The sequence below is a fragment of the Rosenbergiella collisarenosi genome (assembly GCF_018494085.1).
Classification (GTDB): domain Bacteria; phylum Pseudomonadota; class Gammaproteobacteria; order Enterobacterales; family Enterobacteriaceae; genus Rosenbergiella; species Rosenbergiella collisarenosi.
Window position 1 is genome coordinate 480,903 of sequence record NZ_JABBFP010000001.1, and the last position, 26,147, is coordinate 507,049.

The 26,147-nt window shown below is 49.8% G+C and carries 21 protein-coding genes; 18 read left to right on the forward strand and 3 right to left on the reverse strand.

Translation table 11 applies throughout. The features are described 5' to 3' along the window. Genes leuC through leuA form a run of 3 tightly spaced genes read right to left on the reverse strand, consistent with a single transcriptional unit; the run spans position 1 to position 4,065 of the window. Positions 1–1,401 carry a 3-isopropylmalate dehydratase large subunit gene (gene leuC / locus HGT70_RS02135; protein ID WP_214194768.1) on the reverse strand — a complete coding sequence of 467 codons (1,401 nt, stop codon included), beginning with the start codon at positions 1,399–1,401 and terminating at the stop codon, positions 1–3. Positions 1,402–1,405: 4 nt separating this feature from the next. Then, positions 1,406–2,497 carry a 3-isopropylmalate dehydrogenase gene (leuB, locus tag HGT70_RS02140; protein ID WP_071434143.1) on the reverse strand — a complete coding sequence of 364 codons (1,092 nt, stop codon included), beginning with the start codon at positions 2,495–2,497 and terminating at the stop codon, positions 1,406–1,408. 2 nt (positions 2,498–2,499) lie between these two features. Beyond that, a complete protein-coding gene (gene leuA / locus HGT70_RS02145) occupies positions 2,500–4,065 on the reverse strand; it encodes a 2-isopropylmalate synthase (RefSeq protein WP_071434144.1) in 1,566 nt (521 codons plus the stop codon). Positions 4,066–4,823: 758 nt separating this feature from the next. Here leuA and ilvI point away from each other — a divergent pair. The 18 genes from ilvI to lpxC all read left to right on the forward strand — a co-directional run bounded on the left by ilvI (position 4,824) and on the right by lpxC (position 26,054). Then, positions 4,824–6,548 carry an acetolactate synthase 3 large subunit gene (ilvI, locus tag HGT70_RS02150; RefSeq protein ID WP_214194820.1) on the forward strand — a complete coding sequence of 575 codons (1,725 nt, stop codon included), beginning with the start codon at positions 4,824–4,826 and terminating at the stop codon, positions 6,546–6,548. Then, positions 6,548–7,039, forward strand: a complete 492-nt coding sequence (ilvN, locus tag HGT70_RS02155) for an acetolactate synthase small subunit (protein ID WP_214194769.1) — start codon at positions 6,548–6,550, stop codon at positions 7,037–7,039. Before ilvI ends, ilvN begins: the two co-directional genes overlap by 1 nt. A 136-nt stretch (positions 7,040–7,175) precedes the next feature. Beyond that, positions 7,176–8,213: a catabolite repressor/activator gene (gene cra, locus HGT70_RS02160; RefSeq protein ID WP_071434150.1), complete on the forward strand. Its 1,038-nt coding sequence runs from the start codon at positions 7,176–7,178 to the stop codon at positions 8,211–8,213. 278 nt (positions 8,214–8,491) lie between these two features. Beyond that, on the forward strand, positions 8,492–8,950 hold the full coding sequence (gene mraZ / locus HGT70_RS02165; protein WP_071434152.1) for a division/cell wall cluster transcriptional repressor MraZ: 459 nt from the start codon (positions 8,492–8,494) through the stop codon (positions 8,948–8,950). Then, on the forward strand, positions 8,950–9,894 hold the full coding sequence (rsmH, locus tag HGT70_RS02170) for a 16S rRNA (cytosine(1402)-N(4))-methyltransferase RsmH (protein WP_071434154.1): 945 nt from the start codon (positions 8,950–8,952) through the stop codon (positions 9,892–9,894). The genes mraZ and rsmH overlap by 1 nt, the downstream gene beginning before the upstream one ends. Then, complete coding sequence (gene ftsL, locus HGT70_RS02175) at positions 9,891–10,211, forward strand: cell division protein FtsL (RefSeq protein WP_071434156.1); 321 nt, start codon at positions 9,891–9,893, stop codon at positions 10,209–10,211. The genes rsmH and ftsL overlap by 4 nt, the downstream gene beginning before the upstream one ends. Positions 10,212–10,224: 13 nt before the next feature. Beyond that, positions 10,225–11,985, forward strand: coding sequence for a peptidoglycan glycosyltransferase FtsI (ftsI, locus tag HGT70_RS02180; RefSeq protein ID WP_071434158.1), 1,761 nt, complete (start codon positions 10,225–10,227; stop codon positions 11,983–11,985). Continuing rightward, the gene (gene murE / locus HGT70_RS02185) at positions 11,972–13,459 is read left to right on the forward strand and encodes a UDP-N-acetylmuramoyl-L-alanyl-D-glutamate--2,6-diaminopimelate ligase (protein ID WP_214194770.1); all 1,488 of its coding nucleotides are present in this window, start codon (positions 11,972–11,974) and stop codon (positions 13,457–13,459) included. Before ftsI ends, murE begins: the two co-directional genes overlap by 14 nt. Then, on the forward strand, positions 13,456–14,817 hold the full coding sequence (murF, locus tag HGT70_RS02190; protein ID WP_214194771.1) for a UDP-N-acetylmuramoyl-tripeptide--D-alanyl-D-alanine ligase: 1,362 nt from the start codon (positions 13,456–13,458) through the stop codon (positions 14,815–14,817). Before murE ends, murF begins: the two co-directional genes overlap by 4 nt. Then, entirely contained in the window at positions 14,811–15,893 is a 1,083-nt protein-coding gene (gene mraY, locus HGT70_RS02195) for a phospho-N-acetylmuramoyl-pentapeptide-transferase (protein WP_071434164.1), read from the forward strand. The genes murF and mraY overlap by 7 nt, the downstream gene beginning before the upstream one ends. Positions 15,894–15,895: 2 nt before the next feature. Further along, positions 15,896–17,212, forward strand: a complete 1,317-nt coding sequence (gene murD / locus HGT70_RS02200) for a UDP-N-acetylmuramoyl-L-alanine--D-glutamate ligase (protein WP_214194772.1) — start codon at positions 15,896–15,898, stop codon at positions 17,210–17,212. Then, positions 17,212–18,438 (forward strand): cell division protein FtsW, encoded by a 1,227-nt coding sequence (gene ftsW, locus HGT70_RS02205; protein WP_071434168.1) that lies wholly within the window; start codon positions 17,212–17,214, stop codon positions 18,436–18,438. The genes murD and ftsW overlap by 1 nt, the downstream gene beginning before the upstream one ends. Continuing rightward, entirely contained in the window at positions 18,435–19,496 is a 1,062-nt protein-coding gene (murG, locus tag HGT70_RS02210; protein WP_214194773.1) for an undecaprenyldiphospho-muramoylpentapeptide beta-N-acetylglucosaminyltransferase, read from the forward strand. The genes ftsW and murG overlap by 4 nt, the downstream gene beginning before the upstream one ends. A gap of 51 nt (positions 19,497–19,547) precedes the next feature. Then, positions 19,548–21,014, forward strand: a complete 1,467-nt coding sequence (gene murC / locus HGT70_RS02215) for a UDP-N-acetylmuramate--L-alanine ligase (RefSeq protein ID WP_214194774.1) — start codon at positions 19,548–19,550, stop codon at positions 21,012–21,014. Between the two features lie 695 nt (positions 21,015–21,709). After that, on the forward strand, positions 21,710–22,552 hold the full coding sequence (ftsQ, locus tag HGT70_RS02220; RefSeq protein WP_071434173.1) for a cell division protein FtsQ: 843 nt from the start codon (positions 21,710–21,712) through the stop codon (positions 22,550–22,552). Next, entirely contained in the window at positions 22,549–23,805 is a 1,257-nt protein-coding gene (gene ftsA / locus HGT70_RS02225; RefSeq protein ID WP_048911514.1) for a cell division protein FtsA, read from the forward strand. The genes ftsQ and ftsA overlap by 4 nt, the downstream gene beginning before the upstream one ends. A 72-nt stretch (positions 23,806–23,877) precedes the next feature. Further along, positions 23,878–25,032, forward strand: coding sequence for a cell division protein FtsZ (gene ftsZ, locus HGT70_RS02230; RefSeq protein WP_214194775.1), 1,155 nt, complete (start codon positions 23,878–23,880; stop codon positions 25,030–25,032). Between the two features lie 104 nt (positions 25,033–25,136). Continuing rightward, entirely contained in the window at positions 25,137–26,054 is a 918-nt protein-coding gene (gene lpxC, locus HGT70_RS02235; protein WP_071434177.1) for a UDP-3-O-acyl-N-acetylglucosamine deacetylase, read from the forward strand. Positions 26,055–26,147: the final 93 nt, after the last annotated feature.

Sequence of the window (26,147 nt, forward strand, 5' to 3'; positions counted from 1 at the left end):
TCAGTTCAAGGTACGGATGTCAGTGAAGCGACCGGTAACGGCAGCGGCGGCGGCCATAGCGGGACTGACCAAATGAGTCCGTCCACCCCGTCCTTGACGACCTTCAAAGTTACGGTTACTCGTGGATGCACAACGCTCCCCGGCATTTAGGCGGTCGTTGTTCATGGCTAAACACATTGAGCAGCCGGGTAGACGCCATTCAAATCCAGCCTCTAAGAAGATTTTATCTAAGCCTTCTTCTTCGGCCTGCGCTTTGACTGGGCCTGAACCAGGAACCACCATGGCTACGATGCCTGGTGCGACCTTGCGCCCCTTGGCAATTGCGGCGGCGGCGCGCAAATCTTCAATACGTGAGTTGGTACAAGATCCAATAAAGACTTTATCGATGGCAACATCGGTTAAGCGGATGCCTCCCTCTAAGCCCATATACGCTAGCGCTTTTTCAGCTGAAGCTCGTTCCACTGGATCGCTAAACTCTTCTGGACGCGGGATTGGTTGGTCGACGGCGATGACCTGCCCAGGGTTGGTTCCCCAAGTCACCTGTGGGGCGATATCTGCGGCATCCAACGTTACGACACAGTCGAACTCTGCGTTATCGTCAGACTTCAGGGTTTTCCAGTAAGCGACAGCCTCATCCCACTGTTCACCCTTCGGCGCAAATTGACGACCTTTTAAGTATTCAAAGGTTGTGTCATCCGGCGCGACCAAGCCTGCCTTAGCCCCTAATTCTATCGCCATATTACACAGGGTCATACGACCCTCCATGCTAAGCGCTTCGATCGCCGCTCCGCAGAATTCGACCACATAACCCGTACCGCCTGCGCTACCGGTCTTACCAATGATGGCTAAGACGATATCTTTCGCCGAGATCCCGCCAATAGCAGAGCCGGTTACCTCGATTTTCATCGTCTTGGCGCGGCCTTGTTTTAAGGTTTGGGTCGCCATGACGTGTTCAACTTCTGAGGTACCGATACCGAATGCCAGAGCACCGAAGGCGCCATGGGTGGCAGTGTGGGAATCGCCACACACAATGGTCATACCGGGTAAGGTGATGCCTTGTTCTGGGCCGATGACATGCACGATACCTTGGAAAGGATGGTTTAAATCATAAAGACTCACCCCAAATTCGGCGCAGTTTTTGATTAGCTCCTGCATTTGAATACGCGCCATCTCACCGGAAGCATTGATGTCACGTGTCTCGGTAGAGACATTGTGGTCCATCGTGGCAAAGGTCTTCGAGGGTTGACGTAATTGACGTCCGTGAGCCCGCAAGCCATCGAAGGCCTGTGGTGAGGTCACTTCGTGAACTAAGTGGCGATCGATATACAAGATCGGCGTCTCTTGAGGCGCTTCGTGAACGACATGTGCATCAAATAACTTCTGGTATAAGGTTTTGCTCATTTTATTATTTTTCCTCGGCAATATACCGGGCAATGATATTACCCATTTCATCGGTGGAGACCGCATTCCCATCACCCGCTAAATCGTGGGTACGATGACCGGCTGCTAAGGCCTGGCTGATCGCCTGTTCGATGGCGTCGGCCGCCGCGTTCTGCTGCAAGCTATAGCGTAGTAGTAGGGCTAAGGATAAAATCTGTGCGATCGGGTTAGCGATATTTTTCCCTGCGATATCGGGGGCCGAGCCGCCAGCAGGTTCGTATAAGCCAAATCCTTCTTCATTCAGGCTCGCAGAAGGTAGCATCCCCATTGAGCCGGTGATCATCGCACACTCATCGGATAAGATATCGCCGAATAAGTTGGAACACAGCAGGACATCGAATTGAGAAGGATCTTTTATCAGCTGCATCGTGGCATTATCGATGTAGATGTGTGCCAACTCGACGTCAGGGTACTCCTTCGCAATCTCAATGACCGTTTCACGCCATAAAATCGATGACTGTAAGACATTAGCTTTATCGACCGACGTGACCTTGTTACGGCGTTTACGGGCGGATTCGAAGGCTAAGCGTGCAATACGCTCGATCTCATAGCGATGATAGATTTCGGTATCGAAAGCACGCAGTTGGTCGCCGCTGCCTTCACGGCCTTTCGGTTGACCGAAGTAGATGCCACCCGTTAATTCGCGGACACATAAGATATCGAAACCGCGCGCGGCGATATCGCTACGCAGTGGGCAGTAGGCCTCTAAGCCCTTATACAGGGCCGCAGGGCGCAAGTTGCTGAACAGTTTAAAGTGCTTACGTAGAGGAAGCAGGGCGCCACGTTCCGGTTGGTCGCTCGGGGGTAAGTGTTCCCACTTAGGACCACCGACGGAGCCGAACAGAATAGCATCGGCTTGCTCACAGCCTGCAACTGTCGCCGCAGGAAGTGGGGTGCCGTGATTATCGATGGCAATGCCGCCGACGTCAAAATGCTGAGTGTTGATCTGAAAACCAAAACGCTGGCTGACTGCAGCCAAGACCTTTTCGGCCTGAGCCATCACTTCTGGACCGATTCCATCACCGGGTAAGACGGCAACATTATAGTGAGTCGACATAATTACACTGTTTCCTTAATTTCAGTCTGAGACTTACGCTTCAATTCTTGCTCGACCTGACGTGAACGCCAAATCGTGTTTAGTGCATTGACCATCGCCTTCGCAGAAGACTCGACAATATCGGTGGCTAAGCCAATACCATGGAATTTACGGTCGTTATATTTCACGACGATATCTACCTGTCCCAGTGCATTCTCGCCCTGACCTTTGGCCGTTAACTTATAATTAACTAACTCGATCTCTAATCCGAAGATACGATTGATGGCTTGATAGACGGCATCGACCGGGCCATTACCCGTGGCGGCCTCTTCTTTCATCTCTTCACCCACAGCAAGTTTTACTGAGGCGGTGGCGGTAATATTGGCGCCTGACTGTACCGTAAAGTCGTGCAGGACAAAGTGATCGCTCTCGTCGGCTTGGCTATTAATGAAGGCTAATGCTTCTAAATCATAGTCGAAGACTTGGCCTTTTTTATCGGCTAATTTTAAGAAGGCCGCGTACAAGGTATCTAAATTATAATCTTGCTCTTGATAGCCCATCTCGGCCATGCGGTGTTTGACTGCAGCACGTCCAGAACGCGAGGTTAAGTTCAGTTGTACCTGATGTAAGCCGATAGATTCTGGTGTTAAAATTTCGTAGTTCTCACGGTTTTTCAGGACGCCATCTTGGTGAATACCTGAGGAGTGAGCGAAGGCGTTGCTCCCAACTACGGCTTTATTGGCAGGGATTGGCATGTTACAAATTTGGCTTACAATCTGGCTAGTGCGATAGATTTCTTGGTGATTGATACCAGTGTGCACATTCATCATGGCATGACGGGTTTTGATCGCCATGATCACTTCTTCCAGTGCGCAGTTACCGGCGCGCTCGCCCAAGCCATTTAATGTCCCTTCTACTTGACGCGCACCGGCGGTAACCGCAGCCATTGCGTTACCGACGGCCATCCCTAAATCGTCGTGGGTGTGGACAGATAAAATAGCTTTATCGATATTGGGTACACGCTGGATCAGTGCAGAGATAATGTTGGCATATTCGTGGGGCAGGGTGTAGCCAACGGTGTCGGGAATATTGATAGTACGTGCGCCGGCATTAATCGCGGCCTCGACCACACGACATAAGTCGTCGATAGGAGTACGGCCGCCGTCTTCGCAAGAGAATTCTACATCGTCGGTATAGTTCCGCGCACGGCGGATCATGTATTCCGCTCGTTCGATGACTTCCGGTAAAGTCGAGCGTAATTTGGTTTCGATATGCATCGGCGAGGTCGCTAAGAAGGTATGGATGCGGAAAGCATCGGCCACTTTCAAGGATTCATAGGCCGCATCAATATCTTTCTCGACGCAACGGGCTAGGGCGCAAACACGGCTATTTTTAATGGTGCGCGCAATGGTCTGTACAGACTCGAAGTCACCAGGGGAAGAAACTGGGAAGCCGACTTCCATAACATCGATCTTCATCCGCTCTAGGGCCAGCGCGATCTGTAATTTATCTTTCGCGCTTAAACTTGCCTGTAATGCTTGCTCACCGTCGCGTAACGTTGTATCGAAGATAATGACTTGCTGGCTCATATTTACTTCCTTAATTTCTTATATTTGATGGCCTTAGCGCATAAAAAAACCCGCGCTGTTCGGCGCGGGTTTTTCAGTTCTTTCAGGCTTTAATCTTTATTCGTTTTCGCCCACAGAACAACCGCGCTGATATTTAGCGAGGAGGAGGAGTTCTGTGAGGTGAGTGAAACGAATCATTATTAAAGCCTATAGAAAGCGTGTGTGCCTATATTGGTACGTGAATCAGCAGGGTATGTCAACGAAAAATTAACCACGCTGTTATTTAACAAGTGTGAATAATATGAGTAAGAGCACGTATCACCAGTATATTTTTTAAATCAATGATTTATATATAATAATTTCATATAAATACTTTTGCGATAGATGATTATTCTGCTTGATTACCAATGATTGGCGGTTTAGTTTGCGGTAATAACGCTATGCAGTACAGCTGACTTGATATAATGACGGGTCTCTCTAGTGAGACATTTTCTTTATTTCGTTATGAATGGGGGATATCAAGCTATTTATGAGAATGTGCTTAGCTTTTTTATTATGTCGATAAGTGAAATGTCAGAATAATTCTCTATTCATTTTGCTGGTAAGTTTTTTTGACTTATTTTCTGTGCCGCGAATTTAAGCGGTATGTTAACGTAAGAAGCTCCCCATTTAGAAAAACTTACTCTTCCGATTAACAAAGCGGATGGGGGGCATAAGCGAAGCATTTCTTATCACTGATGTCAGTGAACAGTCGTATGAGTGAGCAGCCGGAGGCAGTAATGCAGATGTTGTCAGGAGCAGAAATGGTCATTCAATCATTGATTGACCAAGGCGTAAAACAGGTGTTCGGTTATCCCGGCGGAGCAGTTCTCGATATTTACGATGCGATCCAAACGGTGGGCGGTGTTGACCATATCCTCGTTCGCCACGAACAAGCCGCTGTGCATATGGCTGATGCTGTCGCGCGGGCGACGGGCGAAACCGGGGTCGTGTTAGTGACTTCTGGACCTGGCGCAACGAATGCTATTACAGGTATCGCCACGGCATATATGGATTCAATTCCCATGGTTGTACTCTCTGGGCAAGTCGCTTCCTCATTGATCGGTAGCGATGCGTTTCAAGAGTGCGACATGATTGGAATTTCGCGCCCAATCGTCAAACACAGTTTTCTCGTCAAGCGCACCGAAGATATCCCTGAGATGATTAAAAAAGCCTTTTGGTTAGCCTCAAGTGGGCGGCCCGGGCCGGTAGTCATTGATCTACCGAAGGATATTCTTAATCCGGCAGTGAAACTGCCTTATCACTGGCCAGAAAGCGTTAGCTTAAGAAGCTATAACCCCACTGTTCAAGGCCATAAAGGGCAGATTAAACGCGCACTCAGTACGCTGCTGGCCGCTAAGCAGGCCGTGATTTATGCCGGTGGCGGAGTGATTACGGCCAACGCAGAATCCGCCTTGAAAACGGTAGCGGAAAAGCTTCAATTACCGGTCACCACGACACTAATGGGATTAGGCTGTTTTCCTGGCACGCACCCACAAAGCGTCGGTATGTTGGGAATGCACGGCACTTACGAAGCGAATATGACCATGCATAATGCAGATGTTATCTTCGCGGTAGGCGTGCGTTTCGATGATCGGACGACGAATAATATCGAGAAATACTGCCCGAATGCCACCGTGATCCATATCGATATTGACCCAGCATCCATCTCTAAAACGGTCAATGCCGATGTCCCGGTGGTCGGCGACGCACGTCAAGTGTTAGAGCAAATGGTAGAGCTCCTCGATAAAGCGCCACCCGTTTCGGCGACATTGGCAGCCGAATGGTGGGCGAAAATTGATCAGTGGCGCGCCCGCGACTGCCTCGCTTTCTCGACGGATGGCGATAAAATTAAGCCGCAAGCGGCAATTCGCACGTTGTGGAAATTAACCAAGGGTCAGGCCTATGTTGCCTCGGATGTTGGGCAGCATCAGATGTTTGCCGCACTTCACTATCCGTTCGATAAATCTCGGCGCTGGATTAACTCCGGTGGACTAGGCACGATGGGGTTCGGCTTGCCTGCCGCACTGGGGGTGAAATTATGCTTACCAGAAGAAACGGTGGTGTGCGTGACGGGTGACGGCAGTATTCAAATGAATATCCAAGAGCTGTCGACGGCGCTGCAATATGGGTTGCCTATCTTGGTGCTGAATCTCAATAACCGCTACTTAGGTATGGTTAAGCAGTGGCAGGATATGATTTACTCAGGACGTCACTCGCACTCCTACATGGAGTCGCTGCCGAATTTCGTTAAAATTGCCGAGGCTTATGGTCATGTCGGAATCGCGATTACGTCGCCCGATGAGCTTGAAGAGAAGTTGCAACAAGCCCTCGACTTAGTGGCTGAAGGGCGTTTAGTCTTTGTCGATGTGATGGTCGATGGTAGCGAGCATGTTTACCCTATGTTAGTTCGCGGCTCGGGGATGAATGAGATGTGGTTAAGTAAGACGGAAAGGAGTGAATAATGCGCCGGATATTGTCAGTAATACTTGAAAATGAGTCTGGGGCATTATCGAGAGTCGTCGGGCTCTTTTCTCAGCGTGGCTATAATATCGAAAGCCTGGCCGTCGCCCCGACGGAAGATCCCACATTATCGCGCATTACTATCCAGACGATCGGCGATGAAAAAGTGTTGGAGCAGATTGAGAAACAGTTGCACAAGCTGGTGGATGTCTTACGGGTCAACGAGCTAGGCCAAGGCGCTTTCGTTGAGCGAGAAGTCATGCTGGTGAAAATTATCGCCGAAGGCGCGGTGCGCGAAGAAATTAAGCGCTGTGCCGATATTTTTCGTGGGCAGATCGTCGATGTTAGCCCACGTTTTTATACCGTGCAGTTAGTCGGTAGTGCAGAAAAACTTGATGCCTATCTGACGGCCGTCCGGGCGGTAACCGATATTGCCGAGGTCGTGCGTTCTGGTGTCATCGGAATTTCTCGTGGAGATAAAACGCTTAATTGATCATTCAGCGGGCAGGGCGAAAGCCTTTCCCGCGCTTACGATTTGCTCGATACTCACGTCAAAGGGTATATAGTCTTGAAGCATAAGCGTATTATCCAACGCATGTGGGCGTAGAGGGCAGAGGAGTGAGGCAAGGATGAAATTAGACGAGATAGCACGGTTAGCGGGAGTGTCTAGAACCACTGCCAGTTACGTGATCAATGGCAAGGCCAAGCAGTACCGGGTGAGTGATAAAACCGTTGAGAAAGTGATGGCTGTTGTGCGCCAGCATAATTATCAGCCAAATGCTGTGGCTGCCGGCTTGCGAGCGGGGAAAACGCGTTCGATTGGATTAGTTATTCCTGATCTCGAAAATACCAGTTACACCCGTATCGCTAAGTACCTCGAAAGGCAGGCTCGGCAACAAGGCTACCAGCTACTCATTGCCTGTTCGGAGGACCAACCTGATAACGAGATGCGTTGTATTGAGCATCTTCTCCAGCGGAAAATAGACGCTCTGATCGTGTCGACCTCTCTCCCGGCGCAACATCCTTTCTACCAACGCTGTGCAGAGCGGCAATTACCCGTTATTGCATTAGATAGACCCCTCGATCACTGCTTATTCAGTAGTGTTGTAGGAGCGGACCGTAATGATGCCTTCGCGTTAGCTAGCGCTCAGCGTCAGCAGCCCATTGAACAGGTGCTTTTTTTTGGCGCATTACCAGAGCTTTCGGTGAGCTTCCTGCGTGAACAAGGATTCCGCGAAGCTTGGCGCGATGACCCGCGGGTACCACAATTTCTCTATAGCGACAGCTTCGATCGGCAAAATGCCGCACAGCAGTTTAGTCTTTTTCTTACGAAAAACCCGTTACCCACCGCAATTTTTACGACCTCGTTCGCTCTGCTACAAGGTGTCATGGATGCCTGCTTATCTGTGCTCGGTGAGCTGCCTTCGAGCCTCTCGATTGCGACGTTCGGTGATCATGAGTTATTAGACTTTTTGACTTGCCCGGTACTTTCTGCGGGTCAACGGCACCAGGATATTGCGGAATGCGTACTAGCATTAGTCCTGAAATCTTTGGTTGATAACGATCCTCCGGCTGCGGGGGTGACCACTATCCCTCGTCATCTTTATGCGCGAGGGGCCTTGTTACGGTCAGTGATAGCATCTGCCGGCGATACCGATCCACTGTAATAACCCAACCTGTTTCAAATCTCGTTGATTTACGTAATGTTATTTAAATTAGGGATTAATCTGAATTGTTATTTTTTCTCCTCATTTAAATCATTAAGTTATCTTTATCCCCTCGTCATAAAATCGCCTCTTCCTTTTACGAAAAGCTCGCGATGATTGGAATTATTACGCAGCGACTCACGAAGCCGCTTGACAAGCTTTTCCTCCGCTCCGTAAACTCCCATTGTGGGAAAATGTGGGGCAAAGTGGTGATTTCTTTCCGATTATAAGGTCATATCATGTTCCGTGGGGCCAACCCTGTAAATATAGACAGTAAAGGACGGCTAACGATCCCGACGCGTTATCGTGAGCAGCTTTACGCTGAGTCTGACGGAAATATGGTGTGTACGATTGATTTACATCAGCCTTGCTTATTGCTCTATCCACTACCCGAGTGGGAGCGTATCGAACGAAAGCTTGCCGGGTTATCCGCGATGAATCCTGCGGAACGCCGAATTCAACGGTTATTGCTCGGGCATGCGACAGAATCGCAGCTTGATAATGCGGGACGATTACTCTTAAGCGCACCTTTACGTGCCCATGCCACACTCACCAAACACATTATGTTGGTCGGCCAATACAATAAATTTGAGTTGTGGGATGAACACACTTGGTATGACCAAGTAAAACAAGACATTGAGGCTGAGCAGCATGCTCAGGGTGTATTATCTGAGCGTTTGCAGGACTTATCGTTATAATGACGTCTGAAAATTTTAAACATACTACGGTACTACTCGACGATGCTGTCAATGGGCTAAATATCCAGCCAGATGGCATCTATATTGATGGCACATTCGGTCGCGGGGGACACTCCCGGTTGATCCTCTCTCAATTGGGTGAAAATGGCCGATTAATCGCCATCGATCGTGATCCACAAGCCATTGCCGCTGCCGCACAGATTGACGATCCTCGCTTTTCAATTATCCATGGTCCTTTTTCACAATTGGGCGATTATGTTCAATCCCTCGACTTAGTCGGCAAAATAGACGGCATACTACTTGATTTAGGGGTTTCCTCCCCACAACTCGACGATGCAGAACGCGGTTTTTCCTTTATGCGCGACGGACCACTCGATATGCGGATGGATCCCTCGCAGGGAGAATCTGCCGCACAATGGTTAATGCGGGCTGCGGAAGAGGACATTGCGTTCGTCATTAAGACCTACGGGGAAGAGAAATTCGGCAAGCGTATTGCGCGCGCCATCGTTGAGCGTAACCGTCTGGCGCCGATGACACGTACCAAAGAGTTAGCTGAGGTGGTCGCGGCAGCGATGCCAGTGAAAGATAAGCATAAGCATCCGGCTACGCGCAGCTTCCAAGCCATTCGTATCTGGGTTAATAGTGAATTGGAAGAGATCGAGCGTGCACTACAAGCTTCTATTGCGGCGTTATCCCCGATGGGACGGCTCTCTATCATCAGTTTCCACTCGCTCGAAGACCGATTAGTTAAACGTTTTATGCGTACACACAGTCGTGGTGTGCAGGTGCCTGCGGGTGTGCCGATGACGGAAGCACAAATTCGGGCCCTAGGGGGGCGAGAGCTGCGTGCGCTAGGTAAATCGGTACCAGGTCCTGCTGAAGTCGCCGAAAACCCTCGTGCCCGTAGCTCTGTGCTACGAATTGCCGAGAGGAGCGAAGGGTGATCAATAACGAACGCCATAGCCTCCCGTCAGTCATTGGCGGCGATTTGCTGCGCCATGGTAAATTGCCGGTCATTTTATTGGCTGCGGTACTGGTGACCTCGATAATGGTCGTTATCACGACGCAAAAGACGCGCTTACTGACGGCACAGCGTGAGCAGATGGTGTTAGAAAAAGACTCCCTAGATATCGAGTGGCGAAATCTCATCCTCGAAGAAAATGCCTTAGGTGATCACAGCCGCGTCGAGCGTTTAGCGGTGGAAAAATTGCATATGCAACATGTTGACCCTTCTCAGGAACATATAGTGGTTCAACCATAGGAATCGAAAACTGATGGCCGGCGCAAAAAAAACGCTGAAAACAAAAAAGCAAGAAATCAAAGCCAACTTCATACGTTGGCGTTTTGCATTGTTATGCGGCGGAATTTTACTGGCATTAGTCGGACTATTATCGCGTGTCGCGTGGCTACAAGTGGTCAAGCCTGAACGGTTAGTCAAGGAAGGCGATATGCGCTCATTACGGGTGCAGTCAGTTCCTAGCTCACGCGGTATGATCAGTGACAGAAACGGGCGGCCTCTTGCGGTCAGTGTGCCGGTAAGTGCCATTTGGGCCGACCCTAAAGAGGTCAATGCTCAGGGCGGCATTGGCTATGATAACCGCTGGAAGGCGTTAGCCGATGCGCTATCGCTTCCACTTGACCAGCTAGCCTCGCGAATAAATGCCAATCCGAAAGGTCGTTTCGTCTATCTTGCTCGCCAGGTCAATCCTGCAGTCAGTAGCTATATTCAAAAACTAAAGCTTCCAGGTATCAATCTGCGAGAGGAATCGCGTCGTTACTACCCTGCGGGGCAGGTCGCCGCACACCTCATCGGCTTTACGAATATTGATGGCCAAGGGATTGAAGGCGTCGAGAAAAGCTTCGATAAATGGCTGACCGGTACCCCTGGGGCAAGAACGGTGCGTAAGGATCGGCAAGGGCGAGTGATTGAAGATATTTCATCGACCGATAGCCGTGTGGCCCATAACCTGACCTTGAGTATCGATGAACGACTACAAGCGCAGGTTTATCGTGAACTGAATAACGCCGTGGCCTTCAATAAGGCGGAGTCAGGGACGGCGGTGCTGGTAGATGTGAATACTGGCGAGGTGCTGGCGATGGCCAATAGCCCTGCCTATAACCCGAACAATTTGAGTAATACGCCGCGCGAGACAATTCGTAACCGAGCGATCACCGATATATTTGAACCGGGATCAACGGTAAAACCAATGGTCGTTATGACCGCATTAAAACGTGGGGTAGTTCATCCAGGGAGCGTGCTCAATACCGTACCTTATCGGATTAATGGCCACGAAATTAAAGATGTCGCACGCTACAATGAGCTGACGCTGACCGGTGTACTCCAGAAATCGAGTAACGTCGGCGTATCACGTTTAGCCCTCGCCATGCCCTCTTCGGCGCTGGTCGAAACTTATAGCCACTTTGGGCTAGGTCAGCCAACTAACCTTGGTCTAGTGGGCGAGAGTAAAGGGATCTATCCGCATAAACAGCGCTGGTCGGATATCGAACGTGCTACGTTTTCCTTTGGTTATGGGTTGATGGTTACGCCTCTACAATTAGCACGCGTCTATGCGACGATTGGTAGTTATGGGGTAGCTCGTCCCCTCTCGATTACTAAAGTGTCGCCACCGGTTGCGGGAACGCGCGCCTTCGATGAGGCGACGGTAAAAACCGTCGTCCATATGATGGAGAGCGTCGCGTTACCTGGTGGCGGTGGCGTTAAAGCTGCTATTAAAGGCTACCGTATCGCGATTAAAACCGGGACCGCAAAAAAAGTGGGACCTGACGGCCATTACGTCAATAAGTATATTGCTTACACTGCGGGTGTAGCGCCTGCGAGCCGACCACGTTTTGCGTTAGTGGTGGTTATCAACGACCCTCAGGGTGGAAAATATTATGGCGGCGCCGTCTCTGCACCGGTATTCGGTGCCATTATGGGCGGGGTTTTACGCACAATGAATGTCGAACCCGATGCACTGGCGACTGAGAACAAAGAATTAACGACAACGAATGAGGGATCAAGTGACCGATCGTAACCTGCAGGAGGTCTTAGCACCTTGGGTACCCAATACGCCTCGGCAAGCACTGAAGGCGATGACACTTGATAGCCGAGCAGTGCAAGCTGGCGATTTATTTGTCGCGGTCGTCGGTCACAGCACCGATGGACGACAATATATTTCGCAAGCCCTTTCACAAGGCGCCGTCGCAGTGATAGCCGACGCGCAAGGCATTGCAAACGATGGAGAAATCCGCCACCTTGAGGGCGTACCCGTCATTTATCTCGCGCAATTAGCCGAGCGGTTATCGGCATTAGCAGGGCGTTTTTATGCCCGTCCCCTCGATGCAATGCGCGTAGTTGGAGTAACAGGCACTAACGGTAAAACCACCATTACCCAGCTACTCGCTCAGTGGGTATCGCTGCTAGGAGAATCGAGCGCGGTAATGGGAACCGTCGGTAATGGGCTTTATGGTCAGCTTACCGACGCTGAGAATACTACCGGCTCGGCGATTGATGTACAGCGTACACTCGCAGAGTTTGCCGCCCAACATGCCACGTTGACGGCAATGGAGATTTCCTCTCACGGGTTGGTGCAGCACCGGGTTGCCGCACTATCCTTTGTCGCTGCCGTATTTACCAACCTCAGCCGCGACCATCTCGATTACCATGGTGATATGGCAAGTTATGCGGCCGCAAAATTATCCCTGTTTACGGAACATGAGGTCGGCGTTAGCGTCATTAATGCTGACGACGACGTCGGTCAACAATGGTTGGAAACACTTACCGATGCCGTTGCAGTAAGCTGTCGTGGGTTAAGCCTCTCTGAGCGTCATGGCTTATGGTTGAGCGCGACCGAGATATCTTATCGGGATGAAGGGATAACGATTAAATTCGATTCCGCATGGGGAGCAGGCGAGTGCGTCAGCGCCCTGATGGGGGAGTTTAACGCCAGTAATCTATTGCTTGCCTTGGCAACGCTATTAGCATTGGGTTATCCGCTAGCGCAACTGACGGCCACGTGCGCGCAACTCTCTCCAGTATGTGGGCGGATGGAAGTCTTTAAGCAGGCTGGACACGCGACGGCAGTCGTCGACTATGCCCATACGCCCGATGCGCTCCAAAAGGCCTTAGATGCTGCACGTCAACACTGTCAGGGTCAGCTCTGGTGTGTCTTCGGCTGTGGTGGAGATCGCGATAGCGGTAAACGCCCGCTGATGGGGGCTATCGCCGAGGAGTTTGCCGATCGTGTGATCATCACCGATGACAACCCGCGTAGTGAGAACCCGACAACGATCACCCGCGATATTCTCTCTGGACTGGTGGACCCTAGCCGCGCAGTAGTGATTGCAGGTCGGGCTCAGGCTGTGACAATGGCCCTCCAGCAGGCGGCTGAAAACGATATCGTGTTGATCGCCGGTAAAGGCCATGAAGATTATCAAATTATCGGGCAGCAGCGTATCGATTACTCAGACCGCCAGACGGTCGCGACTCTTTTAGGAATGATGGCATGATCCCAGTAACGAGTAGACAACTCGCGTCGATTACCGAGGGTGAGCTGATAGGTGAAGATATCACGCTGACTCATCTCACCACAGATACCCGCGAAATTGTTGACGGGAGTGCCTTTGTTGCCTTGATTGGTGAGCGATTTGACGCCCACCAGTTCGCAGAACAAGCGATCAAGGCGGGGGCAGGTGCGTTGCTGGTTAGCCGCCGTCTCGATGTTTGCGTTCCGCAGATAGTGGTGGCGGATACGCGTATCGCCTTTGGAAAAATCGGCGCATGGGTTCGCCAGCAAGTCCCTGCAAAAGTCGTCGGATTAACCGGATCATCGGGGAAAACGTCGGTGAAGGAGATGACCGCTGCGATCCTAAAGCTCTGTGGTGAAACACTTTATACGGCAGGCAACCTTAACAACGATTTCGGCGTACCGATGACACTACTACGTCTGACCCCTGAACATCGTTATGCCGTGATTGAAATGGGGGCCAATCATCAAGGTGAGATTGCCTATACCACCCATTTAGTGAAACCCGACGCGGCTCTAGTGAACAATCTCGCTGCAGCACACTTAGAGGGATTTGGCTCGCTTGCAGGCGTTGCTAAGGCGAAAGGTGAGATCTTTCAAGGCCTGCCACCACAGGGTATCGCTATTTTAAATGCACAGAGCCACGACCGTGAGAACTGGCAACCCGTCCTCGACGATAAACAAGTATTAACCTTCTCAGCGGCTGAGCAGGGGAGTGCAGATTATTTTGCCACGAATATTGCCGTGACAGTGGCAGGAACGGTTTTTCAGCTCCATACCCCTCATGGCGACTGCGAGATTATCCTGCCATTACCTGGACGTCATAATATTGCCAATGCGCTTGCGGCTGCGGCCTTAGCGCAAGCCGTCGGCGCGCCGTTAAGTGCAATTCGTCAGGGGCTGAAGACATTAACCGCGGTGCCGGGAAGGCTTTTCCCGATCACGCTTTCAGATACCGTACTTCTCCTCGATGACTCTTACAATGCGAACGTTGGCTCCATGACTGCAGCGGCGCAGGTGTTGGCGTCAATGCCTGGCTATCGCATTATGATCGCTGGAGATATGGGTGAACTAGGCAGTGATACCGAGTCATGCCATCGTGCAGTCGGTAGCGCCTTGAAGGATGCTGCGGTAGATAAGGTGTTAACTGTGGGTGAGTATAGCCATTGGATTGCGCAAGAGAGCCAAGTCGGTGAGGTCTTTGCAACAAAAGCAGCACTTGCCGCGCGTGCGCAACAATTAATCGAAGAATTTAAAAACGTAACGTTGTTAGTGAAAGGATCACGCAGCGCTGCGATGGAAGACATAGTCGCAATTTTACAGGAGAAAGACGTATGTTAGTTTGGCTAGCCGAACATCTGGCTAAATTTTATTCAGGATTTAACGTCTTCTCATATTTGACGTTTCGTGCCATTGTCAGCCTGTTAACGGCTCTCTTTCTCTCGCTGTGGATGGGACCGAAGCTGATTGCTTGGCTACAAAAGTTACAGATTGGTCAAGTCGTCCGTAACGATGGACCTGAGTCACACTTCAGTAAGCGTGGTACGCCGACGATGGGTGGGATAATGATCCTCACCTCCATTACGATATCGGTGTTACTCTGGGCTTATCCCTCAAACCCCTATGTATGGTGTGTATTGTTCGTACTCGTAGGCTATGGGATCGTCGGCTTCGTCGATGATTATCGTAAGGTCGTACGTAAAGATACCAAAGGCTTAATTGCGCGCTGGAAATATTTCTGGCAGTCGGTGATCGCTTTGGGCGTGGCGTTTACGCTGTATGCCATCGGTAAAGATACCCCGGCAACACAGCTAGTAGTGCCATTCTTTAAAGACATTATGCCGCAATTAGGCTTACTTTATCTTTTCTTGACTTATTTCGTCATCGTTGGAACCAGTAATGCGGTAAACCTGACTGATGGGCTTGATGGCCTTGCGATCATGCCAACGGTATTTGTTGCGGCAGGCTTTGGCTTGGTCGCTTGGGCAACAGGAAATGTGAAGTTTGCTGAATATCTTCATATCCCTTATCTGCGCCATGCGGGTGAGTTAGTCATTGTCTGTACGGCAATCGTCGGTGCCGGGCTCGGATTCTTGTGGTTCAACACCTATCCAGCACAAGTCTTTATGGGGGATGTTGGCTCACTCGCGCTCGGTGGCGCGCTGGGTACTATCGCCGTACTACTCCGCCAAGAGTTCTTATTAGTGATTATGGGTGGCGTATTCGTGGTTGAAACCTTATCGGTCATTTTACAGGTCGGATCCTTTAAATTACGCGGCCAACGTATTTTCCGTATGGCACCTATTCACCACCACTATGAACTGAAAGGCTGGCCAGAGCCGCGTGTCATTGTTCGGTTCTGGATTATCTCCTTGATGTTGGTGCTTATTGGTCTCGCTACGCTGAAGGTGCGTTAATCATGGCAGATTACCAAGGTAGAAAGCTTGTTATCGTCGGTTTAGGTATTACCGGGCTTTCGTGTGTCGATTTTTTTATGGCACGAGGTGTTGTACCGAAGGTTATTGATTCCCGTAGCAATCCACCTGGTATTGATAAATTGCCTAAACAGGTCGAGCGTTGGGTCGGTGACATTAATGTGCACTGGCTACTTGCCGCCGACCTTATTGTCCTTAGTCCTGGGGTGGCTTTGTCGCATCCCGCGGTGAGTGCTGCTGCCGCAGAAGGCATCGAGATCGTTGGCGATGTCGAGCTGTTTTGTCGTGAAGCCCAGGCACCGATTGTCGCGATTACCGGTTCAAATGGTAAAAGTACGGTGACGAGCCTAGTGGGAGAGATGTCCCGCGCGGCGGGGTGGCAGACGGCTGTCGGGGGGAATATTGGGCTACCTGCGTTATCGCTACTTAATCCCCAGGTACAGCTCTATGTACTAGAATTATCCAGTTTCCAATTAGAAACGACGCATAGCCTGCGAGCCACTGCTGCGACAATTTTAAATGTCACTGAAGATCATATGGATCGCTATCCCCTTGGCTTCCAACAATACCGTGCTGCAAAATTACGTATTTATGAGCACGCTAAGCACTGTGTCGTTAATGTCGACGATGCGATGACGATGCCGGTACGCGGCGTTGATCCACGCTGTATTAGCTTCGGCGTCACCTTTGGCGATTACCATCTTAATCAGCAGCAGGGGCAAACGTGGTTACGCGCCAAGGGCGAGAAGGTTTTAAATAGCGACGAGATGACGATCACTGGCCAGCATAATCTGACCAATGCCCTCGCCGCATTGGCGCTGGCTGAAGCCGTCGGTGTCCCGCGAGCCAGTTGTCTCAAAGCGTTGACCACCTTTACCGGACTAGCACATCGTTATCAGTTAGTGCATCGCCACGCGGGCGTTGAGTGGATCAACGATTCGAAAGCGACCAATGTTGGCAGTACGGAGGCGGCACTCAAAGGAATGAAATGTCAGGGCACACTGTGGCTGCTGCTCGGCGGCGATGGGAAATCTGCTGACTTTTCGCCTCTTGAGCGATTAATACAAGGTAACAATATAAAGGTTTACTGTTTTGGTCGAGATGCGGAATTGTTATACGCATTACGTCCTGACGTGTCCGTTAAGGTGGATACACTCGATGACGCGATGCACGCGATCAGTCAGCAGGTGAGCAAGGGTGATGTGGTACTGCTATCGCCCGCTTGTGCTAGCCTCGATCAATTTAAAAATTTTGAACAGCGCGGCGAACGATTTGCGGCGCTCGCGAAGGAGTTGGGCTAATGCATATCCCGGGTCTGAGGATGTTGGGGCGTGGTATTGCTGCGCTCTCAGAACGGATACAAGATTGGGTAATGGGATCGCGAGAGAAAGATAACTCTTCGGTAGTGCTCTATGACCGTACCCTATTATGGTTAACGTTTGGCTTAGCGATTATCGGCTTTGTGATGGTTACGTCGGCCTCTGTCCCTGTGGGGCAACGGATGAACGATGATCCTTTCTACTTTGCCAAACGGGATGCTTTTTATCTCGGCTTAGGCTTGGCTATTTCATTAGTGACGCTGCGTTTACCGATGTCATTTTGGCAGAAGTACAGCAACGTCATGCTGCTCCTCTCGGTCGTCATGCTTTTAGTCGTGTTGGTTGTCGGTAGCTCAGTAAACGGGGCATCGCGGTGGATAGCATTGGGACCACTGCGTATCCAGCCGGCTGAGTTTTCCAAGCTCTCATTATTTTGTTACTTAGCGAGCTATTTAGTCCGCAAAGTTGAAGAGGTGAGAAGTAATCTCTGGGGCTTCTTAAAGCCTATGGGAGTCATGGTCATTCTCGCGGTACTGCTACTGGCACAGCCCGATCTCGGTACGGTTATCGTATTGTTTGTGACAACGCTTGCGATGCTGTTCTTAGCCGGTGCCAAGCTGTGGCAGTTTTTAGCCATTATCGGTTGCGGGTTATTCTCGGTGGTCTTGCTGATCATGGTCGAGCCTTACCGGATGCGTCGCGTAACCTCGTTCTGGAACCCTTGGGCAGATCCTTTCGGAAGTGGCTACCAATTAACCCAGTCGCTAATGGCCTTTGGCCGTGGTGAGTTTTGGGGGCAAGGTCTGGGGAATTCTGTACAAAAACTTGAATATCTCCCCGAGGCGCACACCGACTTTATCTTTGCAATTATCGGCGAAGAACTTGGCTATTTTGGTGTGGTTCTCGCGCTATTAATGGTATTCTTTGTGGCATTTCGTGCGATGTCCATTGGACGCAAAGCCTTAGAACTTGACCAACGTTTTTCTGGATTTCTAGCGTGTGCGATCGGCGTATGGTTTAGTTTCCAGGCACTGGTTAACGTTGGTGCGGCGGCGGGAATGTTGCCAACCAAAGGTCTGACGTTGCCACTTATTAGTTACGGCGGATCGAGCTTAATTATTATGTCTACGGCAATCGTCCTGCTTTTGCGCATCGATTTTGAAACGCGCCTAGCGAAAGCCCACGCAGTAACCCGAGGTAATCGATGAGTAGTAAAAAGCTGATGGTAATGGCAGGAGGCACTGGAGGACATGTTTTTCCAGGGCTCGCGGTTGCTCATCAATTAATGGAAGAGGGTTGGGAAGTGCGCTGGCTTGGAACGGCGGACAGAATGGAAGCTGACTTAGTCCCTAAGCATGGTATCGAGATCGAGTTTATAAAAATTAACGGCCTGCGTGGCAAGGGGGCTAAGGCCCTGCTACAAGCGCCGTGGCGTATTTTCTCCGCTTGGCGGCAGGCGCGTAAAATCATCAAGCAGTGGCAGCCGGATATTGTATTAGGGATGGGCGGCTATGTCTCTGGCCCGGGTGGTTTGGCTGCGTGGAGTTGTGGCGTGCCGGTCGTGCTGCATGAACAAAATGGTATCGCTGGCCTAACAAATCAGTGGCTATCTAAAATTGCCCGTAAGGTGTTACAGGCTTTCCCAGGTGCCTTTGCGCACGCCGATGTTGTCGGTAACCCGGTTCGTAAAGACGTTCTCGCGCTTCCATCGCCGACTGAGCGGTTTCAGGAGAGAGAAGGGCCATTGAGAGTACTGATTATGGGCGGTAGCCAAGGAGCGAGAATTCTTAATCAGCAACTGCCTGAGGTGGCGCAAGCCCTAGGAAATAGCGTGATTTTCTGGCATCAAACTGGAAAAGGTAACCAAGCCGCGGTCGAGCAAGATTATCAACAGCGCGGCGTCGGTCAGCATAAAATTACCGAATTTATTGACGACGTGGCAGCGGCCTACGCTTGGGCTGATGTTGTAGTCTGCCGCTCAGGGGCATTAACAGTGAGCGAGATCGCCGCCGCGGGAGTCTCAGCCATTTTCGTACCTTTCCCTCATAAGGACAGACAACAGTATTGGAATGCGTTGTCATTAGAGAAAGCGGGCGCGGCGGTAATCTTAGAGCAACCTCACTTTACGGCGCAGGCGGTGATCGAGTGTCTCCAAAACTGGGATCGTAAAGCCTTACTCGTTAAAGCTGAAGACGCGCAAAAAACAGCGGTTCGCGATTCAACACAACGCGTAGCTCAAGAAATTAAACGCATTGTCGCACATTAATTTTAGGGACGACGTTTTGTCCCCTCGTAAGTGATAGGTAAGAAGTTATTCATGAATACTCAACAATTAGCGAAGTTACGTTCTATCGTGCCTGAAATGAGACGGGTTAAGCACATCCATTTTGTTGGGATTGGTGGGGCGGGTATGGGCGGTATTGCTGAGGTGCTGGCCAACGAAGGATACCAAATTAGTGGATCAGACTTGGCACCTAATGCGGTAACGAAACATTTGGTTGGCCTAGGAGCCACCGTCTACTTTAACCATAGCCCAGAAAATATTCAGGGTGTCAGTGTCGTCGTTGTTTCTAGCGCTATCGCTGAAGATAACCCAGAATTAGTGGCCGCTCGCGAGTCACGTATTCCGGTTATTCGCCGTGCGGAGATGCTCGCGGAGCTAATGCGTTTTCGTCATGGTATCGCGATAGCCGGTACACACGGTAAAACGACGACAACTGCGATGGTATCGAGTATCTATGCTGAAGGGGGACTCGATCCCACGTTCGTTAATGGTGGGCTCGTTAAAGCGGCGGGAACGCATGCCCGATTGGGTAGCAGTCGTTACCTGATTGCTGAAGCTGATGAGAGTGATGCTTCATTTCTTCACTTACAACCGATGGTGGCGATTGTTACTAATATCGAAGCCGACCATATGGATACCTATCAGGGTGACTTCGAGAATCTTAAGCAGACGTTTATCAACTTCTTACATAATCTACCTTTTTACGGTCGGGCTGTGCTCTGTGTTGACGACGAGGTTATTCGCCATCTGATCCCCGATGTTGGGCGGCAGGTCACGACCTATGGATTTAGTGCGGATGCTGACGTGAGAATAGATGATTATCAACAGCATGGCGCGACGGGCCAGTTTACGGTCTACCGTCAAGATAAACCCAAAATATCGGTCACCTTAAATGCGCCAGGCCGTCATAATGCGCTGAATGCTGCTGCAGCGATAGCCGTAGCGAGCGAAGAAGGGATTGAAGATTGTGACATCCTTTCCGCGCTAGAGAGTTTCCAAGGGACGGGGCGTCGTTTTGATGTTTTGGGGGATTATGCCACCGAAGCCGTTAATGGCCCGGATGGCAGCGCAATGCTCGTGGATGATTATGGGCACCACCCCACTGAAGTCGATGCAACGATCAAGGCGGCCCGAGCGGGATGGCCAGATAAAAAACTGATCATGGTGTTCCAACCCCATCGCTATTCTCGAACTCGTGATTTATTTGATGATTTTGCCAACGTTTTATCGAATGTTGATGTATTGTTGATGCTTGATGTCTATTCTGCCGGTGAAACACCCATTGCAGGGGCAGATAGCCGAGCGCTATGTCGTTCAGTACGTTCACGCGGTAAAGTCGAGCCGATACTCATTACTGATCAGGATGCATTATTAGAGTTTCTTGCACCGACCTTAAGTGGGAATGACTTGGTGCTTTTACAAGGTGCAGGAACGGTAGGGCGGATTGCGCGGCAGTTAGCTGATAATTGGAGCAAGCCTGCGTTGTTGGCTAACTCATAAAAAATACGTGTTTATTGTTAGGGGGAGAATTGCTCCCTCTACTCACGAGAGACTGAAGAAGTATTCTCTCTAGACGATTGGAATCGATACCCGTTAATGAGTTGAATCATATCTTTGCAACGTAATGCACCCTAGCGGCGGGGGAGGGGCTTTTTCTCCTGATGATATATTCTGTGAAGACGCTGCTCGAGCGTAGCGTTTTTAACCTTTTAGCTCAGTGGGGCCAGTCTGAACGTGCAGGACCTATTTTATGATTTTAGCCATATGTATCGTATGAAGTTTAGTGGCAAGTCATGAAGTTAATGGGCAACTGAAGGTTTTTTATGCAGGAATCAATGGTCTGTTGCAATAATTGGTGACAAAATATTGCCTTCAATACAGATTCAGACTATTAATGAATTTAATGATTATGATGCAAAATATCTTTTTGATGAGAAACGATATTTTTGCCGGTTAGGACTGACTGTTCGAATTAGCCACCCTAACACATTTAGCAGGGCTAAAGTGGCCCACCATTAGCTGCCAAGGATCGGAGATAACAAGGATTATGCCCAAGAGTCATGGTCATTTTCAGTCGATGGAGAATAACTTCTCGATGACTATTGCCCCATACGAAGTGATCCTTATGGTAGCTAAGCAAGCGGGAAACGTTATATCGCCGCTTGTTCAACAGATTCTGGAGTAAACAGACTGATATGTCTCAGGCTGCACTGAATACGAAAAATAAAGAAACGCAGAAACGTTTACGTTCTGGTCGCAGTAATGGCACTCGTCTTTTTGGCGTTGTGTTTCTTCTGATGGTCATTGGTACCATCGTGTTTGGTGGCATCGCGGTCGTTAATTGGATGAATGATGTATCACGGCTGCCGCTCTCAAAGCTCGTCGTGACAGGCGAAAAACGCTATACCTCGAATGACGATGTGCGCCAAGCGATACTGTCATTAGGGCCTCCTGGCACCTTTATGTCGCAGAATGTCGATATTATTCAGCAACAGCTTGAAAGGTTGCCCTGGATTAAACAGGTCAGTGTTCGTAAACAGTGGCCGGACGAATTAAAGATTCATCTGGTTGAATATGTTCCCGTTGCAAGGTGGAATGACCAGCATGTTGTAGATGCTTCGGGTATCTCGTTCACGCTGCCTTTCCATCCCGGCGCGCCGAAGCAAGACATGCCATTACTCTATGGCCCAGAGGGTAGTGAGAAAGAGGTGATGGACGCCTTTTATCAGATGGCAACTAGGCTGCATCAGGTTCATTTAACGCTCAAGGCAACGGCAATGACAGCGCGCCACTCTTGGCAGCTGATCACGAGTGATGGCATAAGAATTGAGTTGGGTAGAGGCGCAGACGATAAGCGGTTGCAACGCTTTATCACGCTTTATCCTGAGCTCGTAAAACAGGCACAGGCTGATAATAAAACGATCAGTTATGTCGATCTTCGTTACGATTCGGGCGCCGCAGTTGGATGGGGCCCCGCACCCGTAGATACGCAAGTAGGTAATCAGCAACAAAATCAGGCACAGGCTAAACAACAATGATCAAGGCAACGGACAGAAAACTGGTAGTAGGACTTGAAATTGGCACCGCCAAGGTTGCTGCCTTGGTAGGGGAAATTCTGCCCGATGGTATGGTTAACATTATCGGCGTTGGTAGCTGTCCTTCACGCGGAATGGATAAGGGCGGTGTAAACGATCTTGAGTCCGTTGTAAAATGTGTACAACGGGCGATTGACCAAGCAGAGTTGATGGCTGATTGCCAAATTTCCTCTGTCTATCTCTCATTATCGGGCAAACATATTAGTTGTCAGAATGAAATCGGGATGGTTCCGATTTCGGAAGAGGAAGTTACCCAGGATGATGTAGAGAACGTCGTTCATACAGCTAAATCCGTCCGGGTAAGAGACGAACATCGTATTTTACATGTTATCCCGCAAGAATATGCCATCGACTATCAGGAAGGGATTAAAAACCCAGTCGGTTTATCTGGGGTAAGGATGCATGCTAAAGTACATCTGATAACCTGTCACAACGATATGGCGAAAAATATTGTTAAAGCGGTAGAACGCTGTGGCCTAAAGGTCGATCAACTGATTTTCGCCGGTCTTGCGTCGAGTTATGCCGTATTGACGGAAGATGAGCGCGAGCTTGGTGTCTGTGTCGTCGATATTGGCGGAGGCACGATGGATATGGCGGTCTATACTGGCGGTGCGCTTCGTCACACTAAAGTGATCCCTTATGCAGGGAACGTCGTGACCAGTGATATTGCTTATGCATTTGGTACACCTCCCACTGATGCAGAGGCTATTAAAGTACGTCATGGCTGCGCGCTAGGTTCAATCGTTGGGAAAGATGAAAACGTCGAAGTCCCAAGTGTAGGAGGACGCCCTCCACGCAGCTTACAGCGCCAAACTTTAGCGGAAGTAATCGAGCCGCGTTATACCGAATTACTGAATCTGGTCAACGACGAGATTCTTGAATTACAAGAGCAGCTTCGCCAACAAGGGGTTAAACACCACTTAGCGGCGGGGATAGTACTGACCGGTGGTGCTGCGCAAATTGAAGGCTTAGCCGCCTGCGCGCAGCGTGTGTTCCACACTCAGGTGCGAATTGGGCAGCCCTTAAATATCACAGGATTGACCGATTACGCGCAAGAAGCCTACTACTCAACGGTTGTTGGCCTCTTACATTACGGCAAGGAATCTCACTTGGGTGATGAGGCTGAGTCTTCAAAACACTCGCCAGTCAGTACTTGGTTCAAAAAATTTAACAGTTGGTTAAAAAAAGAGTTTTAATTTTGATTCAAGAGGATCATTCTAAGCGTACTAAGTGATCCTCTGGCAACAGGCACATAACGGAGAGTAATCATGTTTGAACCTATGGAATTAACCAACGATGCGGTGATTAAAGTCATCGGCGTCGGTGGTGGTGGTGGTAATGCTGTAGAACACATGGTACGTGAACGTATCGAAGGTGTTGAGTTCTTCGCAGTGAATACGGATGCGCAGGCATTACGTAAAACAGCAGTCGGCCAAACAATCCAAATCGGTAATAACATTACTAAAGGATTAGGGGCAGGCGCGAACCCAGAAGTTGGACGTAACTCAGCGGAAGAAGATCGCGAGGCGTTACGTGCAGCATTAGATGGTGCCGACATGGTATTCATCGCAGCAGGTATGGGTGGTGGTACAGGCACGGGCGCAGCTCCAGTGGTTGCTGAAGTGGCTAAAGACCTCGGTATTCTGACAGTAGCAGTGGTCACCAAGCCATTTAACTTTGAAGGCAAAAAGCGTATGGCTTTTGCTGAACAAGGTATTGCTGAACTGTCTAAGCATGTCGACTCGCTGATTACTATCCCGAATGACAAGTTACTTAAAGTCTTGGGCCGCGGTATCTCTTTGCTAGATGCTTTTGGTGCAGCGAACGATGTACTTAAAGGTGCGGTACAGGGTATTGCTGAGCTGATTACTCGCCCAGGTCTGATGAACGTCGACTTTGCCGATGTGCGTACTGTGATGTCTGAAATGGGTTATGCCATGATGGGATCCGGTATTGCCTGCGGTGAAGATCGTGCTGAAGAAGCTGCAGAGATGGCGATTTCAAGCCCGCTGTTAGAAGATATCGACCTGTCTGGTGCACGCGGCGTCTTAGTCAACATCACTGCTGGATTCGATCTTCGTCTTGACGAGTTTGAAACGGTCGGTAATACCATCCGCGCGTTTGCTTCAGATAACGCAACCGTGGTGATCGGGACTTCTCTTGACCCTGAGATGAACGACGAGCTACGTGTAACGGTTGTGGCAACAGGTATTGGTATGGATAAACGTCCTGAAATTACCCTAGTTACCAACAAGAATAACTCGCAGCCTGTGGTCGACCATCGTTACCAGCAACACGGTTTGACTCCGTTACCTCAAGAGACCAAACCCGCGGCGAAGGTAGTTAACGAACCAGGCTCACAGCCTAATAAAGAGCCAGATTATCTCGATATTCCGGCGTTCTTACGTAAGCAAGCGGATTAAGATATTACTGAAAATTGGCGGTAAACGCTTTTTGTGTTAAGGTGTTGGTCCGTACATGGGGTATATTCCCGTCTGGAAACAGTAATTTTTGCGAGATTGATACGATGATCAAACAAAGGACATTAAAACGTATTGTTCAGGCCACTGGGGTCGGTTTACATACCGGCAAGAAAGTGACGCTGAACCTGCGGCCTGCGCCAGCAAATACTGGGGTCATCTATCGCCGCACTGACTTGAATCCACCGGTTGATTTCCCGGCTGATGCTAAATTTGTGCGCGACACGATGCTTAGTACTTGCCTTATCAATGACCAAGGAATCCGTATTTCTACGGTCGAACACCTAAACTCTGCTTTGGCAGGATTAGGGATTGATAACATTATTGTTGAAGTCGATGCACCTGAAATTCCTATCATGGATGGCAGTGCAGCCCCTTTCGTCCATCTATTGCTTGATGCAGGTGTCGAAGAGCTAAATAGCGCGAAGAAATTCTTGCGCGTTAAGCAGGCTGTACGCGTCGAAGATGGCGATAAGTGGGCCGAAGTGAAACCTCATAATGGGTTCTCACTCGATTTTACTATCGACTTTAAGCATCCCGCTATTGACTCCAGTTCTCAGAACTATCGTTTGAATTTTTCAACAGAAGCGTTCATTAGCCAGATCAGTCGTGCAAGAACCTTTGGGTTCATGCGCGATATCGAACAACTACAGTCTCGTGGCCTGTGCCTGGGTGGAAGTCTTGACTGTGCGATCGGATTGGACGACTTCCGCGTGTTGAACGAAGATGGTCTACGTTTCGACGACGAGTTTGTACGTCACAAAATGCTAGATGCTATCGGTGATTTGTTTATGTGTGGCCATAACATGATTGGTGCTTTCTCTGCCTATAAATCAGGTCATGGCTTAAACAATAAACTGCTGCAAGCGGTTTTAGCTAATCAAGAAGCTTTCGAGTGGGCAACCTTCGAAAATGAAGCTGAAATTCCGCAGGCGTTTAAACTGAAAAACTTCGTTCTCGCTTAATAGTATCGTTACGGTTAATACCGTCACCTAAGATGAGCCAGCTGATTCCTCCGTTCAGCTGGCTCTTTTTTTTGCATGAAATCTGTACGCTCA